This window comes from Citrobacter sp. wls757 (genome assembly GCF_005280935.1).
In the GTDB taxonomy this organism is placed as follows: Bacteria; Pseudomonadota; Gammaproteobacteria; order Enterobacterales; family Enterobacteriaceae; genus Citrobacter; species Citrobacter portucalensis.
Genome location: NZ_SZWU01000049.1, coordinates 1 through 15,810, shown reverse-complemented (window position 1 = coordinate 15,810; position 15,810 = coordinate 1). Strand labels below are relative to the sequence as shown.

General features: G+C 53.2%; 15 protein-coding genes and 2 tRNA genes. 9 read left to right on the top strand and 8 right to left on the bottom strand.

Translation table 11 applies throughout. The features are described 5' to 3' along the window. Positions 1 to 44: 44 nt before the first annotated feature. Positions 45 to 1,493, bottom strand: coding sequence for an anaerobic nitric oxide reductase flavorubredoxin (gene norV / locus FDW94_RS12465; RefSeq protein WP_048225258.1), 1,449 nt, complete (start codon positions 1,491 to 1,493; stop codon positions 45 to 47). Positions 1,494 to 1,684: 191 nt separating this feature from the next. On the opposite strand from norV, the gene norR reads away from it, so the two are divergent. Further along, a complete protein-coding gene (gene norR, locus FDW94_RS12455) occupies positions 1,685 to 3,205 on the top strand; it encodes a nitric oxide reductase transcriptional regulator NorR (protein ID WP_137377670.1) in 1,521 nt (506 codons plus the stop codon). Here the strand turns inward: norR and gutQ are convergent. The 7 genes from gutQ to srlA form a co-directional block, all read right to left on the bottom strand. Continuing rightward, the gene (gene gutQ / locus FDW94_RS12450) at positions 3,202 to 4,167 is read right to left on the bottom strand and encodes an arabinose-5-phosphate isomerase GutQ (protein ID WP_137377669.1); all 966 of its coding nucleotides are present in this window, start codon (positions 4,165 to 4,167) and stop codon (positions 3,202 to 3,204) included. The genes norR and gutQ overlap by 4 nt on opposite strands. Continuing rightward, the gene (locus tag FDW94_RS12445) at positions 4,160 to 4,933 is read right to left on the bottom strand and encodes a DNA-binding transcriptional repressor (RefSeq protein ID WP_137377668.1); all 774 of its coding nucleotides are present in this window, start codon (positions 4,931 to 4,933) and stop codon (positions 4,160 to 4,162) included. The genes gutQ and FDW94_RS12445 overlap by 8 nt, the downstream gene beginning before the upstream one ends. 70 nt (positions 4,934 to 5,003) lie before the next feature. Then, on the bottom strand, positions 5,004 to 5,363 hold the full coding sequence (gene gutM / locus FDW94_RS12440) for a transcriptional regulator GutM (RefSeq protein ID WP_008785622.1): 360 nt from the start codon (positions 5,361 to 5,363) through the stop codon (positions 5,004 to 5,006). Positions 5,364 to 5,418: 55 nt separating this feature from the next. Next, positions 5,419 to 6,198 carry a sorbitol-6-phosphate dehydrogenase gene (srlD, locus tag FDW94_RS12435; protein ID WP_003037345.1) on the bottom strand — a complete coding sequence of 260 codons (780 nt, stop codon included), beginning with the start codon at positions 6,196 to 6,198 and terminating at the stop codon, positions 5,419 to 5,421. Between the two features lie 17 nt (positions 6,199 to 6,215). Then, positions 6,216 to 6,578 (bottom strand): PTS glucitol/sorbitol transporter subunit IIA, encoded by a 363-nt coding sequence (gene srlB / locus FDW94_RS12430; protein ID WP_071445670.1) that lies wholly within the window; start codon positions 6,576 to 6,578, stop codon positions 6,216 to 6,218. A gap of 13 nt (positions 6,579 to 6,591) precedes the next feature. Further along, positions 6,592 to 7,563: a PTS glucitol/sorbitol transporter subunit IIB gene (locus FDW94_RS12425; protein ID WP_137377667.1), complete on the bottom strand. Its 972-nt coding sequence runs from the start codon at positions 7,561 to 7,563 to the stop codon at positions 6,592 to 6,594. After that, positions 7,560 to 8,123, bottom strand: coding sequence for a PTS glucitol/sorbitol transporter subunit IIC (gene srlA, locus FDW94_RS12420; RefSeq protein ID WP_003037339.1), 564 nt, complete (start codon positions 8,121 to 8,123; stop codon positions 7,560 to 7,562). Before srlA ends, FDW94_RS12425 begins: the two co-directional genes overlap by 4 nt. A 264-nt stretch (positions 8,124 to 8,387) precedes the next feature. Here srlA and mltB point away from each other — a divergent pair, with 264 nt between their 5' ends. The 8 genes from mltB to FDW94_RS12380 all read left to right on the top strand — a co-directional run bounded on the left by mltB (position 8,388) and on the right by FDW94_RS12380 (position 15,589). After that, positions 8,388 to 9,467, top strand: a complete 1,080-nt coding sequence (gene mltB, locus FDW94_RS12415) for a lytic murein transglycosylase B (protein WP_003037336.1) — start codon at positions 8,388 to 8,390, stop codon at positions 9,465 to 9,467. Positions 9,468 to 9,658: 191 nt separating this feature from the next. Beyond that, the gene (gene pncC / locus FDW94_RS12410; RefSeq protein WP_048225249.1) at positions 9,659 to 10,156 is read left to right on the top strand and encodes a nicotinamide-nucleotide amidase; all 498 of its coding nucleotides are present in this window, start codon (positions 9,659 to 9,661) and stop codon (positions 10,154 to 10,156) included. Positions 10,157 to 10,248: 92 nt separating this feature from the next. Beyond that, entirely contained in the window at positions 10,249 to 11,313 is a 1,065-nt protein-coding gene (gene recA / locus FDW94_RS12405; protein ID WP_003037330.1) for a recombinase RecA, read from the top strand. 86 nt (positions 11,314 to 11,399) lie between these two features. Beyond that, a complete protein-coding gene (gene recX, locus FDW94_RS12400; protein WP_048225248.1) occupies positions 11,400 to 11,900 on the top strand; it encodes a recombination regulator RecX in 501 nt (166 codons plus the stop codon). Positions 11,901 to 12,028: 128 nt separating this feature from the next. Next, positions 12,029 to 14,656 carry an alanine--tRNA ligase gene (gene alaS, locus FDW94_RS12395; protein WP_137377666.1) on the top strand — a complete coding sequence of 876 codons (2,628 nt, stop codon included), beginning with the start codon at positions 12,029 to 12,031 and terminating at the stop codon, positions 14,654 to 14,656. A gap of 238 nt (positions 14,657 to 14,894) precedes the next feature. Then, positions 14,895 to 15,080, top strand: coding sequence for a carbon storage regulator CsrA (gene csrA, locus FDW94_RS12390; RefSeq protein WP_000906486.1), 186 nt, complete (start codon positions 14,895 to 14,897; stop codon positions 15,078 to 15,080). A gap of 336 nt (positions 15,081 to 15,416) precedes the next feature. Continuing rightward, positions 15,417 to 15,509: transfer RNA gene (locus FDW94_RS12385), tRNA-Ser, on the top strand. 3 nt (positions 15,510 to 15,512) lie between these two features. Beyond that, a tRNA-Arg gene (locus tag FDW94_RS12380) sits at positions 15,513 to 15,589 on the top strand. The last annotated feature ends 221 nt before the right edge of the window (positions 15,590 to 15,810 follow it).

Below are 15,810 nucleotides of genomic sequence, written 5' to 3'. Positions count from 1 at the left end.
CTGGCGGGCGGCGAAGCCCGAACCAATAATGACAATTCCGCGGCTCATTTTGCCTCCGTTGCCAGGACGTCGAAGACGTCTTTACCTAATGAACATTCCGGGCACAGGAAGTTGTCAGGCACGTCGCTCCACGGTGTTCCCGGCGCAACATCCTGCAGCGGTTCACCTTTTGCCGGGTCGTAAATCCACTGGCACACGCTGCACTGCATGCTAGGGCCAAGATCGGCGGCAGCCGCAGCGGCGCAAGCGCATTCTTCTTCTTTGGATGCGGGTTTCACGGTTGTTTCCGGCAGTGGAGCAAGCGCCCACTGACGCGCGATTTCACGGCCGTGCTGGCGGCATAGTTCCAGCGCATCCAGGTCCGGACGCCATTTCGCCTTCAGGCTCAGCGACATTTCGAAACCAGCATCCTGCAAACGCGTAGACAAACGGTCTACTGCGCCGCCGCTCCAGCCGTGTGAGCCAAAGGCGCTGGCGCGTTTGTTACGAAAACGCAGGCCGGTCATCTCTTCCACCAAACCGGCGATTTTTGGCATCATTACGTTGTTCATCGTCGAAGTACCGACCAGCACGCCTTTAGAGCGGAAGACGTTAGTCAGAACTTCGTTCTTATCGCTACGGGCGACGTTAAAGATTTTCACCGCCACGTTCGGGTCAACTTCGTTGATGCCCTGGGCTATGGCGTCCGCCATCATGCGGGTGTTGTTGGACATGGTGTCGTAGAAAATGGTGATGCGGTCTTCCTGATAATCCGCCGCCCATTTCAGGTACATTTCCACGATTTGCGTCGGGTTGTCGCGCCATACCACGCCGTGGGAAGTAGCAATCATATCGACAGGCAGGTTGAAGCCGAGGATCTCAGTAATTTTCGGTGTAACCAGACGGCTGAACGGCGTCAGAATGTTGGCGTAGTAACGCTGGCACTGTTCGAACAGTTCGGTCTGGTCAACTTCGTCGTTAAACAGACGTTCGTCGCAGTAGTGCTGACCGAAGGCGTCGTTACTGAACAGCACCGCGTCGCCGGTCATGTAGGTCATCATGCTGTCAGGCCAGTGCAGCATTGGCGTTTCAACGAAGATCAGCTGTTTGCCGTTACCAATGTCCAGTGAATCACCGGTTTTCACCACGTTAAAGTTCCACTCCGGGTGATGGTGATGCCCGTTGATGGAGTCAATGGCGTTGGCTGTGCAGTAAATCGGCGTGTCCGGGATGCAGGACATCAGCTCAGTCAGCGCCCCTGCATGGTCTTCTTCCGCGTGGTTAATGATGATGTAGTCGATATCCGCGAGGTCAATTTCACTGCGCAGGTTCTGCACGAATTCACGGCTAAACTTGTGGTCTACTGTATCGATCAGGACATTTTTTTCTTCACGGATGAGATAGCTGTTGTAGCTGCTGCCGCGCAGCGTTTTGTATTCAGTCCCGTGGAAATCACGAACTTCCCAGTCACGTTGGCCAACCCAATGAATGTTATTTTTAACCAGAATAGACATAGCAACCTCAGTAATTAATTCAGCGTTTTTCTAAAAAAGATGTTTTGCTTATTGCAGGTTGCGTGCCAACTTTTTATCTTTTTGATTTTAATGATTTTATTGTTTCCTGCTTATTAAGTGGTAGTCAAAATGACTATTCATTTTATTGTCAATATGACAATATGAATTGTCAAAATGACAATGAGGTAGTCATGAGCTTTTCCGTAGACGTGCTGGCGGGCATCGCCATTGAATTACAAAGCGGTATTGGACATCAGGACCGTTTTCAACGTCTGATAACCACTTTGCGTCAGGTGCTGGAGTGCGACGCGTCGGCACTGCTGCGCTACGAGTCGCGACAGTTTATTCCGCTGGCGATCGATGGGCTGGCGCAAGATGTTCTCGGCAGACGCTTTACTCTGGAAGGGCATCCGCGTCTGGAGGCGATTGCCCGCGCCGGAGACGTGGTTCGTTTCCCTGCCGACAGCGATTTGCCAGACCCATATGATGGTCTGATTCCGGGGCAGGAGAGTCTGAAGGTGCATGCCTGTATTGGGCTGCCGTTGTTCGCCGGTCAAAATTTGATTGGTGCGTTAACTCTGGATGGCATGGAGCCCGATCAGTTCGATGTTTTCAGCGATGAGGAGCTTAGGCTGATTGCCGCGCTGGCGGCGGGTGCGCTGAGCAATGCGCTGCTGATTGAACAACTGGAAAGCCAGAATATGCTGCCAGGTTCGTCAACCAACTTTGAGCAGGTGACGGAAACCCAGATGATTGGCCTTTCGCCCAATATGATGCAGCTGAAAAAAGAAATTGAGATTGTGGCGGGGTCCGATCTCAACGTGCTGATTAGCGGCGAAACAGGGACCGGGAAGGAGCTGGTGGCTAAAGCTATCCATGAAGGTTCGCCGCGTGCGGTGAATCCACTGGTGTATCTGAACTGTGCAGCGTTGCCGGAAACCGTAGCCGAAAGTGAGCTGTTTGGTCACGTAAAAGGCGCGTTTACCGGGGCTATCAGCAATCGTAGCGGTAAGTTTGAAATGGCCGACAATGGGACGCTGTTTCTCGACGAGATAGGCGAACTCTCGCTGGCGCTACAGGCTAAGCTGCTGCGCGTATTGCAGTACGGCGATATTCAGCGCGTGGGTGACGATCGCAGCCTGCGCGTGGATGTGCGGGTGCTGGCGGCGACGAACCGTGATTTACGCGAAGAGGTGCTGGCCGGGAATTTCCGCGCGGATTTGTTCCACCGTCTGAGCGTCTTCCCCCTTTCTGTACCGCCTCTTCGTGAGCGCGGCGAAGATGTGGTACTGCTGGCCGGCTATTTTTGCGAGCAATGCCGACTGCGGCTGGGTCTTTCCCGCGTGGTGCTAAGCCCCGGCGCGCGTAGCCATCTGCTGAATTACGGCTGGCCCGGAAACGTGCGCGAGCTGGAACATGCCATTCACCGGGCGGTTGTTCTGGCCCGGGCTACCAGAGCAGGGGATGAAGTGGTGCTGGAGGCGCAGCATTTTGCCTTTCAGGATGAAGGTCCGGCTCCGCAGGTGGCGGAAGTTGTTGCGGAGATCCCACAACATCACAATCTGCGTGAAGCAACAGAGTCGTTCCAGCGGGAGATGATCCGCCGGGCACTGGCGCAAAATAATCACAGTTGGGCGGCAAGTGCACGGGCGCTGGAAACAGACGTTGCCAACCTGCACCGGCTGGCGAAACGTCTGGGTCTGAAGGATTAGATAATACCGGCCTGATAGAAATCCTGCAGGTTGATAGCACCGGTGAGTTTACCGTTTTCATCGACCACCGGTGCGGCAGTGATTTTACGCTTCATCAGGATCTCTTTGGCGTCAATCGCGCGGCTCTGCGCCTGTAGCGTAATGCCATTCTGAGTCATAGCTTCGCTAACCTGGGTGGTGAGCGCTCCGCCGCCAACCAGCCAGCGGCGCAGGTCGCCGTCGGTAAAGACCCCTTTCACCAGTGACAGGTCGTCGCATACCGCGACCAGGCCAAGACCCGTGCGACTGAGTTCCAGCATCGCGTCCATAACGCTGGTGGTGAGCTTCACCTGAGGTATGGCATCGTCACGGCGCATCAGATGATGCACTTTATTTAACAGACGAGCGCCCAGCGCACCTGCCGGATGTGAGCGGGCAAAATCTTCTTCGTTAAAGCCGCGCGCCTGCATTACGGCGATCGCCAGCGCGTCGCCCATCATCAACGTATTTACGGTGCTGGACGTCGGTGCCAGGCGCATCGGACAGGCTTCGCGCTCAACGGAAATATCCAGCACGGCTTTGGCTGCCAGACCCAACGGTGAGGTCGGTTTTCCGGTCATTGCCAGCAGTGCGACGGATTTGTCTTCCAGGCGTGGGATGATGAGATCCAGCTCTTTCGCACCGCCGGAGTAGGAGATAAACAGCATGACATCACGGCTTTCGATCATCCCTAAGTCGCCGTGCAGCGCTTCCGCCGGATGCACAAAAAAGGCGGGCGTGCCGGTGCTGGCGAGGGTCGCCGCAATTTTTTTGCCAATATGACCTGATTTACCAATACCGGAGACAATGACTTTGCCTTCACAGTGGATAATCGTATTGGCGGCGCGGACAAAATCATCGCCCAGGCGTTCTGGCAGTCGGCTGGCTTCCTGTAGTTCCAGCATTAACGTCTGACGGCCCGCGTTCAGTAGTGCATCACTCATTGGTTTCTCCGGTTATGATCACTTCAATCCCTTTTGCTTCCAGCGCCTGACGAAACGCAGGGTCGATGCCCGCATCGGTAATCAGCTTGTCGACGCTTTCCAGACTGCATACAACATTAGGGCTTTTGCGCCCAAATTTTGACGAGTCAGCCATCAGAATCACTTCGCGAGCGGCATTGCACATCGCTTTACTGACGCTAAACACCTCATTAAAGGTGGTCACGCCGGCATTAAGGTCAATGCCGTCGGTGCCCATGAAGAGTTTATCAAAGCTGAACTGCTCAAAGGCGTTTTCTGCCAACTGACCGTGAAATGACGCAGATTTTTTGCGAAAGGTCCCGCCGGGCATCAGGATAGTTTGCTCGTTGTCCAGCTCCGAAAGGGCGTTAACAATGTGCAGACTGTTGGTCATGACGGTGATGTTGCTAAAGCGCGTGAGCATCGGCACCATCTGCAGTACGGTGCTACCCGCATCCAGAATAATAGAGTCGCCATCGTGTATAAAACGGACGGCGACTTCGGCAATCTGCTCTTTTTTATGCGTATTGATTAGCGTTTTGTGATCGATTGGCGGGTCGGATTCGTCTTTATTTAATACCACGCCGCCATAGGTACGAATGACGGTTCCGGCATTTTCCAGAATGACCAGGTCTTTGCGAATGGTCGTGCCGGTCGTGTCAAAGTAGTGGGCCAGTTCTTCAACCGAGCATTTGCCCTGCTTTTGCAGATGCTCCAGTATGGCAGCCTGACGCTGACGAGGTTTCATAGGCGTGATTACCCTGACTTAATAAGTTGCAAAATGATAATTTCGCAAGCTATTAGCATTCACAACGAAATTACCCATGTTTCAGTTTAAGCGCCAATGATAGTGCATTCTGTGATAACGGATCATGGGGAAAGATCACATCAGGCTGTAAATCATCAAGATGTTTGCCCATTATCGTGGCAATTTTGCCTGGTCGGGCGAATACCGTAAGACCTTTCATAAATAACGTGTCGGTCACCCGTTGCTGCTCATCCAGCGCAATGGCTACCACCACGCGCGGTTTAAAACGCCCACCGGAGCGACCAACACCAACCCGACCTTGCTGGCAGAGTTGATCAAACGCCCGGTTAAAGCGGGATATTTGCCAGCCACCAAGCGCCAGTTGCAGGCACCAGGCGATTGCGGCGACGGTAATCAGTGCGGAAACCATTATGTACTCCTTTGATTTTGCCGGATAAGCGCAGCCGCCATCCGGCAATTCAACATTAAAACATCACCTGACCGCCGGTCACGTTGATGGACTGCCCGGTGCAGTAAGAGGCTTTTGGACTGGCGTAAAACAGCAGCATGTTCAGTACGTCCTGATAATCGCAGCCGCGTTTAAGCGGAACCTTATCAATGTAGTACTGCTCCACTTCGTCTGGCTTAAGGCCCAGCTTGGTCGCATATTGCGGTAATAACGACTGAAACATTGGTGATTTCAGCAGGTTGCCGAGCATCAGCGAATGTACGGTGATCCCGTACTCCGCCAGATCCAGCGCCAGCGACTGAGTTAAGCCCACGCCACCAAATTTTGCCGCGCTGTAGCCTGAATTGTGTTTGCTGCCCACTTTCCCTGATTTTGAGTTGATCTGGATAATGCGTCCCTGCACGCCATCGCGGATCATCAGGCGTGAAAATTCACGAGCACAGAGGAAGTAGCCGACCAGATTGACCTGCAGCGAGCGGTCGAAATCCCCAAGCTGAAAGTCGCTGATAAAAGCGGCTTTAGCGATACCCGCGCTGTAAACCAGCAGATCGACACGACCGAATATTTCATCCACTCCGCGCGACAGCGCCAGCACGCTCTGTTCGCTGGTGGCATCTGCGCCAAAACCGTACGCGGTACCTTCGCCAAACTCGGCGTTAATTTCTTGCGCGACGTTGGCAGCTTTATCGCTTTGAATATCCACCACCGCGACGCGGTATCCTTCTGTCGCAAGCCCACGGCAAAGGAATGCCCCCAGGGTCTGGCCTCCACCAATGACAACGGCAACCTGATTCATTTTTATCTCCTTCAATCTTAAGCAACAAACTTCAAAATACAGCCCGGGGCGATACCGTCCGGGACGGGGCCCGCAACGTGTACAGTGCCGGGGAATTCCGCTTCGCTCTGCCCGTCAAAGCGCAGGGTGATATGCCCGAGTTCACGTAAGTTTTGTTCCGCCACGCTGCCAACGGCGGTGACCGGGTAGTGGTGCTGGCCCAGTTCAAACTGGATCCCTGCTTGTAAAGAGCCGTTCAGGTCCCCGTGGCAATGGATGAAACAAAACTCTTCGATATCCGCTGGCGCGCCTTCACGAAAGGTAATCAGCATCTGGTCGCACAGTGCATCCGGGGCGCTTTGGCCGATACGGGTGATGGTGGTTTGATAAATGACGGTCATTTTGGAGTGCCCCTTATTGGTAAATAAAGCCAGAAACAAACCAGGCGATGAGAACGGTAGGTGCGCCGGTCAGAAAACGGCTCACCAGTACGGATGGCACGCCGACGCGGACAGTGTCCTGACGCGCTTCGGCCAGCGACAACCCAACTGGAATAAAGTCACATGCAGCCTGGGCGTTAATGGCGAACAGGGCAGGTAGCGCCAGATGCGGAGGAATGTTCCCCAGACCAATCTGTACACCGATCAGCACGCCGATAACCTGGGCGATAACCGCACCGGGGCCGAGGAAAGGCGACAGCAGCGGGAAAGAGCAGATCAGCGCCAGAGTAACCAGTCCCAACGGATGGCTGGCCAGCGGCGCGAGTCCATGGGCAATCCAGTCTCCCAGACCCGAAGCCATAATGATGCCGATCAGGGCCGAGACGAACGCCATAAATGGCAGAATAGTTTTCAGGGCGGTATCGATGGTGTCACGTCCGGACTGGAACAGAACCGCAACGGCTGAACCCATGCCCATTCCCACTTTTGCCAACAGGCCGTCGCTTTGTTCGGTAATCTTTTTACTGGTGTCGTAATCGCGACCGATAGTGCTGCTTGCAGGTTGCGGCGCAGCGGATGCCTCGCCGACAATCGTGATGTTTTCTTCTTTCACGCCAGAGACATAGATATCTTCGACAATGTACTGAGCCAGCGGGCCGGATTTACCCGTAGCGTGAATATTCACCGTCGGTATACGGCGTTTGGGATAGATCCCACAGCGCAGCGTGCCGCCGCAGTCGATGATCGCCACACCAATCTCGTTCTCCGGCGGCTCGCCTTCTTTGAAGCCATCAACTGCCTGCCAACCGGTCAGGCTTGCTATCCTGTCGACTATTGCGGGGCGAGTTCCTGCGGTGATATAGACAATTTTCTTGCCCGGAACGGCATCCAGTTCAAGGGGGCCACCCCAGCCGCCGGTGCCTTTTTCAATACGAATACGTGTCATGATGTTGCTCCCGCCAGATGCACCTTCTGTTCAAGTTGAATGCCCATTTTTTTCTCGAAGATAGTGGTGGTGAAATCGGTCACCCAGCCGCGGAAGAAGTTAGTCACCAAACCGACCAGCAGGTAGCTCACCGCCAGTGGGCCAAGCGGAAGCCCCAGCGTGGTCAGGCCGCTGGCGATCCCCAGATAGACAAACAGTTCGCCGGGGTTGATGTGCGGGAATAAGCCGTTCATGGAATGGCAACTGTAAGAGGCGGCGGCGTAGTAGCTGGGCTTGTATTTTTCTGGCATAAAGCGACCCAGACTCAGCGTCATCGGGTTACAAAATACAAATGTGCCGATGCACGGCAGCAGCAAATAGCGGGACAGTGGATTTCCGGCGCAGCGCTGAGCAAAACGTTCAATACGCTGCTGGCCGATAAAGTTAATCAGCGCATTCATGATGACCAGCAGGCTAATCAGCAGGGGAAGAATACCGGTCACCATACCGGTAAACACTTCTCCGCCTTTCTGGAACAGCCCGATAAACCACTCAGCACCGAGTGTGATGGTGTCGATCATTATTCTCTCCTGTAGGGATTTTAGTTATCTTGCCAAACGGTGGCTAATTTTAATCAGATCGAAAGATATAAAAGTGTTATTTTGATCTCAAAATGAAAGATAAATATTTTAACTTGAAAGTTATTGCGTGAAAGCTCGCAAATATGAAGGTCAGAGATGAAAGGGGATGTAAATTCTGTGAAGGAGAGCGACTACCGCTTCCTTGTATGGCGGAGGATGCTTTACCATACTTCTCCCAGGCTGAATTTGTTTAATGGATGTCTCATGTTCAAGCGTCGTTATGTAGCGTTACTCCCCCTTTTCGTACTGCTCGCTGCCTGTAGCAGCAAACCTAAACCTTCAGAGACTCAAACGACTACGGGTGCGCCATCCGGCGGCTTCCTGCTTGAGCCACAGCACAACGTCATGCAAACGGGCGGTGATTTTGCCAATAATCCGAACGCGCAGCAGTTCATCGAAAAAATGGTGAACAAGCACGGCTTTGACCGCCAGCAACTGCAGGAGATCTTGTCGCAGGCCAAGCGTCTGGACTCGGTATTGCGTTTGATGGACCGCCAGGCACCGACGACTCAACCGCCAGCCGGTCCTAACGGCGCATGGCTGCGCTACCGCAAACAGTTCATCACGCCTGACAACGTGCAAAATGGCGTAGCCTTCTGGAATCAATATGAAGATGCGCTGAACCGCGCGTGGCAGGTCTATGGTGTTCCGCCGGAAATTATCGTTGGCATTATCGGCGTTGAAACGCGTTGGGGCCGCGTGATGGGTAAAACGCGGATTCTGGATGCGCTGGCGACGCTGTCGTTTAACTATCCTCGTCGTGCGGAATACTTCTCTGGTGAACTGGAAACCTTCCTGCTGATGGCGCGAGATGAAAGCGACGATCCGCTCGATTTGAAAGGTTCTTTCGCCGGCGCGATGGGCTACGGCCAGTTTATGCCGTCTTCCTATAAGCAATATGCCGTTGATTTCAATGGCGATGGCCACATTAACCTGTGGGATCCGGTTGATGCCATCGGTAGCGTGGCGAATTACTTCAAGGGCCACGGCTGGGTGAAAGGCGATACGGTCGCGGTGCCGGCAAATGGTCAGGCACCTGGGCTGGCGAACGGCTTTAAAACCCAGTACAGCATTTCTCAGCTTGCTGCGGCGGGGCTGACGCCACAGCAGTCGTTGGGTAATCATCAGCAGGCCAGCCTGCTGCGCCTGGATATTGGTACCGGCTATCAGTACTGGTATGGATTGCCGAACTTCTACACCATCACCCGCTACAACCACAGTACCCACTACGCGATGGCCGTGTGGCAGTTGGGTCAGGCGGTCGCGCTGGCGCGCGTGCAGTAATCGCTCCACCGGCCTACAGGAAGAAATCTCTTGTAGGCCGGATAAGATGCCCTGATATCGTCATCCGGTAGGTCTTATTTATGCAACGGAGCAATTTTTGGAATCCCCCTCGTAAAACGTTCTCTCCATCCCCACATTGGTTATGAAAGTGCTATCTTGTCCGGCATATTTTTTAACTGACAGAGGCTGAAATGACCGACAGTGAACTGATGCAGTTAAGTGAGCAGGTTGGCCTGGCGCTGAAAGCGCGTGGGGCGACCGTTACGACGGCGGAGTCCTGCACCGGCGGCTGGGTGGCCAAAGCGATTACGGATATTGCCGGAAGCTCCGCCTGGTTTGAACGCGGGTTTGTGACCTACAGCAACGAAGCCAAAGCACAGATGATAGGCGTGCGCGAAGAGACGCTGGCCCAGCATGGGGCGGTGAGCGAGCCTGTAGTAGTGGAGATGGCGATTGGCGCGCTAAAAGCTGCCCGCGCGCATTTCGCGGTCTCGATCAGCGGTATTGCCGGGCCGGATGGCGGCAGTGAAGAAAAGCCCGTGGGTACCGTATGGTTCGCCTTTGCCAGCGCGAGCGGCGAGGGGATTACGCGTCGGGAATGCTTCAGCGGCGATCGCGACGCGGTACGTCGACAGGCGACCGTCTACGCGTTACAAACCCTGTGGCAACAATTTCTACAAAATACTTGATACTGTATGAGCATACAGTATAATTGCATCAACAGAACATTATCTATCACGTTTCGCGGTTTAACCCGAAAGCGGCATGACAGGAGTAATTAATGGCTATCGACGAAAACAAACAGAAAGCGTTGGCTGCAGCGCTGGGTCAGATCGAAAAGCAATTCGGTAAAGGCTCCATCATGCGCCTGGGTGAAGACCGTTCCATGGATGTGGAAACTATCTCCACCGGTTCGCTTTCTCTGGATATCGCATTGGGCGCGGGCGGTTTGCCAATGGGCCGTATCGTCGAAATCTACGGGCCTGAATCCTCCGGTAAAACAACGCTGACCCTGCAGGTTATTGCCGCTGCGCAGCGTGAAGGTAAAACCTGTGCATTTATCGATGCGGAACACGCGCTGGATCCGGTCTATGCCCGTAAGCTTGGCGTTGATATCGACAACCTGCTGTGTTCTCAGCCGGATACCGGTGAACAAGCGCTGGAAATCTGTGATGCGCTGGCGCGCTCCGGTGCGGTTGACGTTATCGTTGTCGACTCCGTTGCCGCATTGACGCCGAAGGCAGAAATCGAAGGCGAGATTGGCGACTCTCACATGGGCCTTGCGGCGCGTATGATGAGCCAGGCAATGCGTAAGCTGGCCGGTAACCTGAAGCAGTCCAACACGCTGCTGATTTTCATCAACCAGATCCGTATGAAGATTGGCGTTATGTTTGGTAACCCGGAAACCACCACCGGTGGTAACGCCCTGAAATTCTATGCGTCTGTTCGTCTGGACATCCGTCGTATTGGCGCGGTGAAAGAAGGCGACAACGTGGTCGGCAGCGAAACCCGCGTTAAGGTTGTGAAAAACAAAATTGCAGCGCCGTTCAAACAGGCTGAATTCCAGATCCTTTATGGTGAAGGCATCAACTTCTACGGCGAACTGGTTGACCTGGGCGTGAAAGAGAAGCTGATTGAAAAAGCCGGTGCATGGTACAGCTACAACGGTGAGAAAATCGGTCAGGGTAAGGCGAATGCGACCAACTGGCTGAAAGAAAACCCGGCAACTGCGAAAGAAATTGAGAAGAAATTACGTGAGTTACTGCTCAATAACCAGGATTCAACGCCTGATTTCTCCGTTGATGACAGCGGCGAAGACGTAAAAGAAACGAACGAAGATTTCTGATAATCTGTTTTGAATCGCATGTTGTGAATCACATATAGTAAAGGGCTGCATATCATGCAGCCCTTTTTCATTTCTGAAGGCTTACTATGACAGAAGCAACTTCCCGCCGTTCCGCTTATTCCCGACTGCTTGACCGCGCCGTACGCATTCTGGCGATGCGCGACCACAGCGAGCAGGAACTGCGGCGCAAGCTGGCCGCTCCGGTGATGGGGAAAAATGGACCAGAAGAAATTGATGCCACGCCGGAGGATTACGACAAGGTCATCGCCTGGTGTATTGAAAGTCGTTATCTGGATGATGATCGTTTCGTGCAGCAGTTTATCGCCAGCCGTAGCCGCAAAGGTTATGGACCAGCCCGAGTGCGCCAGGAATTAAACCAAAAAGGGATCGCACGTGAAGCTATCGAGCGGGCCATGCGTGAGTGCGAAATTGACTGGGCAGTGCTTGCACGCGAGCAGGCCATTCGGAAGTACGGTGAACCTTTACCTGTCGATTTTTCAGATAAAGTAAAGGTCCAGCGTTTTTTGCTCTATCGCGGCTATCTGATGGAAGATATTCAGGCAATATGGCGAAATTTTGACGATTGACCGCATACGGGATTTTACTTCCCAGTAAAGAAAACTTATCTTATTCCCACTTTTCGATTGCCAGAGGCGCAGTTTGCATGCCGATGCTGGTAATGACATTTCGTTAGCTTGATTTCTTCAGGATAATTATGAGCAAGAGCACCGCTGAGATCCGTCAGGCGTTTCTCGATTTTTTCCATAGTAAAGGACACCAGGTAGTTGCCAGCAGCTCCCTGGTACCGAACAATGACCCTACTTTGTTGTTTACCAACGCCGGGATGAACCAGTTCAAGGATGTTTTCCTTGGCCTCGACAAGCGTAATTATTCCCGCGCAACCACCTCGCAGCGTTGTGTACGTGCGGGCGGTAAGCACAATGACCTGGAAAACGTCGGTTACACTGCACGTCACCACACTTTCTTCGAAATGCTGGGCAACTTCAGCTTCGGCGATTACTTCAAACACGACGCTATTCAATATGCATGGGAACTGCTGACCGGTGAAAACTGGTTTGCCCTGCCAAAAGAGCGTCTGTGGGTAACCGTCTATGAAACTGACGATGAAGCCTATGAAATCTGGGAAAAAGAAGTCGGTATTCCGCGCGAACGTATCATCCGTATCGGTGATAACAAAGGTGCGGCTTATGCTTCAGACAACTTCTGGCAGATGGGTGATACCGGTCCTTGCGGTCCATGTACCGAAATTTTCTACGACCACGGCGACCATATCTGGGGTGGACCTCCGGGAAGCGCAGAAGAAGATGGGGATCGCTACATTGAGATCTGGAACATCGTCTTCATGCAGTTCAACCGTCAGGCTGACGGCACCATGGAACCGCTGCCGAAACCGTCCGTGGATACCGGTATGGGTCTGGAGCGTATTGCGGCCGTGCTGCAACACGTTAACTCCAACTATGAAATCGACCTGTTCCGCTCATTGATCGAATCCGTGGCGAAAGTCACTGGCGCAACCGATCTGAGCAACAAGTCTCTGCGCGTTATCGCCGACCATATCCGTTCCTGTGCATTCCTGATTGCCGATGGTGTTGTGCCGTCGAATGAAAACCGTGGCTATGTGCTGCGCCGTATCATTCGTCGCGCGGTACGTCATGGCAACATGCTGGGCGCGAAGGATACCTTCTTCTACAAGCTGGTTGGTCCGTTGGTGGACGTCATGGGCTCTGCAGGTGAAGAACTGAAGCGTCAGCAGGCTATGGTTGAACAGGTTCTGAAAACCGAAGAAGAGCAGTTTGCGCGTACTCTGGAGCGTGGTCTGGCGCTGCTGGACGAGGAACTGGCAAAACTGTCTGGCAATACGCTGGATGGCGAAACCGCATTCCGTCTGTATGACACCTACGGTTTCCCGGTTGACCTGACGGCAGACGTTTGCCGCGAGCGTAACATTAAGGTTGATGAAGCGGGCTTTGAAGCTGCAATGGAAGAACAGCGCCGTCGTGCGCGTGAAGCCAGCGGCTTCGGCGCAGACTACAATGCGATGATTCGCGTTGATGGCGCCTCTGAATTTAAAGGCTACGAGCACCTGGAACTGAACGGCAAAGTGACCGCGCTGTTTGTTGATGGTAAAGCGGTAGACGCAATTAACGCAGGTCAGGATGCCGTTGTCGTACTGGATCAGACGCCGTTCTATGCGGAATCTGGTGGTCAGGTTGGCGACAAGGGTGAGCTGAAAGGCGCAGGCTTCGCGTTTGCCGTTAGCGACACGCAGAAATATGGCCAGGCTATCGGTCACATTGGCAAGCTGTCTGCGGGTTCTCTGAAAATTGGTGATGCGGTACAGGCTGATGTGGATGAAGCCCGTCGTGCGCGTATTCGTTTGAACCACTCCGCAACGCATCTGATGCACGCAGCGCTGCGCCAGGTTCTGGGCACACATGTGGCACAGAAAGGCTCGTTGGTTAACGATAAACTGCTGCGCTTCGACTTCTCTCATACCGAAGCAATGAAGCCTGCTGAAATCCGTGCCGTTGAAGATCTGGTGAACGCGCAAATCCGTCGCAACTTGCCGATTGAAACGAACATCATGGATCTCGAAGCGGCAAAAGCCAAAGGCGCAATGGCACTGTTTGGCGAGAAATATGACGACCATGTGCGCGTTCTGAGCATGGGTGATTTCTCTACCGAATTGTGTGGCGGTACTCACGCCAGCCGTACGGGTGATATCGGTCTGTTCCGCATTGTGTCCGAGTCAGGTACTGCGGCAGGCGTTCGTCGTATTGAAGCCGTAACCGGTGAAGGTGCTATCCAAACCGTGCATGCTGAGAGCGATCGCTTAAGCGATGTTGCGCAGCTGCTGAAAGGCGATAGCCAGAATATCGGTGACAAAGTTCGTTCCGTGCTGGAGCGTACACGTCAACTGGAAAAAGAATTGCAGCAATTGAAGGAACAGGCTGCGGCGCAGGAGAGTGCAAATCTTTCCAGCAAAGCGGTTGATATCAACGGCGTGAAGCTGCTGGTCAGCGAACTCGCGGACGTTGAGCCGAAAATGTTGCGTACCATGGTTGATGATCTGAAAAATCAACTGGGGTCTACCGTTATCGTTCTGGCAACGGTAGTGGAAGGTAAGGTTTCTCTGATTGCGGGTGTGTCTAAGGACGTGACAGATCGCGTGAAAGCAGGGGAACTGGTTGGAATGGTCGCTCAGCAGGTCGGCGGTAAGGGTGGCGGTCGTCCGGACATGGCGCAAGCCGGTGGTACGGATGCAGCGGCTCTGCCTGCAGCGTTAGCCAGTGTGAAAGGCTGGGTCAGCGCAAAACTGTAATAATTATAAGCGTAAGTCGACGCTGCGGACTTCAATCCGCAGCGTTTGAATCAACGCTATCGACAACGATAAAGTCAGGTTGAAGTTGTGTATATCGGCTAAACTTAGGTTTAACAGAATGTGATGCCGTGACTGCTTACACTTAGGTGTTTGTCATCGCTTACTTTTTGGCGTTATATGATGGATAATGCCGGGATACAGAGAGACCCGACTCTTTTAATCTTTCAAGGAGCAAAGAATGCTGATTCTGACTCGTCGAGTTGGTGAGACCCTCATGATAGGCGATGAGGTCACCGTGACAGTTTTAGGGGTGAAGGGCAACCAGGTGCGCATTGGCGTAAACGCCCCGAAAGAAGTTTCTGTCCATCGTGAAGAGATCTACCAGCGTATCCAGGCTGAAAAATCCCAGCAGTCCAGTTACTAAGGTTTTCGCGTCTCACCTTTCTGGTGAGGCGCAACCTGATTGAGTTACTCTTTTTCTTCTCTTTTCTTCTTCGTCTTCCCCATTTTTTCGATTCCACTGCGCGTAATGCCTTTTCCTGCGAAGTTTCCGTTTGTTCACTCCTTCAGGAAATTGCCAATTTATCTGTTGATAAAACACTCTTTTTGCCGTTTTTGCAGACTAATTGCGCGTGAAATGTGCAAACGATAAAAGCTCTGGAAAAATTGTTTGACTTATAAGTCCCAGAAAGTAATATGTGCGCCACGCAGCGACGATGAGCAGAAACAAGTTCTTCGAAGCACTCGCAAGAGGCGTGTTGGTGAGGTGGCCGAGAGGCTGAAGGCGCTCCCCTGCTAAGGGAGTATGCGGTCAAAAGCTGCATCCGGGGTTCGAATCCCCGCCTCACCGCCATTTGCATCCGTAGCTCAGCTGGATAGAGTACTCGGCTACGAACCGAGCGGTCGGAGGTTCGAATCCTCCCGGATGCACCATATTCTCCGAGACAACAGCAAAACTGTTGTTTCATGGTCTGCGAGATAATCGCGAGCACCAGGGAGGATAACGTTGCTTTAGCAACGGCCCGCAGGGCGAGGCGCAGCCGAGTAATCCTCCCGGATGCACCATCTCTTACTTGATATCGCTTATCACGATATCAATATCGGCAGTAAAGCAAGTTTTCCGATGCATCCGTAGCTCAGCTGGATAGAGTACT

Excerpts from the sequence above, each read along its gene's own strand:
- norV (WP_048225258.1), bottom strand. The coding sequence starts at position 1,493 with ATGTCTATTCTGGTTAAAAATAACATTCATTGGGTTGGCCAACGTGAC.
- norR (WP_137377670.1), top strand. The coding sequence starts at position 1,685 with ATGAGCTTTTCCGTAGACGTGCTGGCGGGCATCGCCATTGAATTACAA.
- gutQ (WP_137377669.1), bottom strand. The coding sequence starts at position 4,167 with ATGAGTGATGCACTACTGAACGCGGGCCGTCAGACGTTAATGCTGGAA.
- FDW94_RS12445 (WP_137377668.1), bottom strand. The coding sequence starts at position 4,933 with ATGAAACCTCGTCAGCGTCAGGCTGCCATACTGGAGCATCTGCAAAAG.
- gutM (WP_008785622.1), bottom strand. The coding sequence starts at position 5,363 with ATGGTTTCCGCACTGATTACCGTCGCCGCAATCGCCTGGTGCCTGCAA.
- srlD (WP_003037345.1), bottom strand. The coding sequence starts at position 6,198 with ATGAATCAGGTTGCCGTTGTCATTGGTGGAGGCCAGACCCTGGGGGCA.
- srlB (WP_071445670.1), bottom strand. The coding sequence starts at position 6,578 with ATGACCGTCATTTATCAAACCACCATCACCCGTATCGGCCAAAGCGCC.
- FDW94_RS12425 (WP_137377667.1), bottom strand. The coding sequence starts at position 7,563 with ATGACACGTATTCGTATTGAAAAAGGCACCGGCGGCTGGGGTGGCCCC.
- srlA (WP_003037339.1), bottom strand. The coding sequence starts at position 8,123 with ATGATCGACACCATCACACTCGGTGCTGAGTGGTTTATCGGGCTGTTC.
- mltB (WP_003037336.1), top strand. The coding sequence starts at position 8,388 with ATGTTCAAGCGTCGTTATGTAGCGTTACTCCCCCTTTTCGTACTGCTC.
- pncC (WP_048225249.1), top strand. The coding sequence starts at position 9,659 with ATGACCGACAGTGAACTGATGCAGTTAAGTGAGCAGGTTGGCCTGGCG.
- recA (WP_003037330.1), top strand. The coding sequence starts at position 10,249 with ATGGCTATCGACGAAAACAAACAGAAAGCGTTGGCTGCAGCGCTGGGT.
- recX (WP_048225248.1), top strand. The coding sequence starts at position 11,400 with ATGACAGAAGCAACTTCCCGCCGTTCCGCTTATTCCCGACTGCTTGAC.
- alaS (WP_137377666.1), top strand. The coding sequence starts at position 12,029 with ATGAGCAAGAGCACCGCTGAGATCCGTCAGGCGTTTCTCGATTTTTTC.
- csrA (WP_000906486.1), top strand. The coding sequence starts at position 14,895 with ATGCTGATTCTGACTCGTCGAGTTGGTGAGACCCTCATGATAGGCGAT.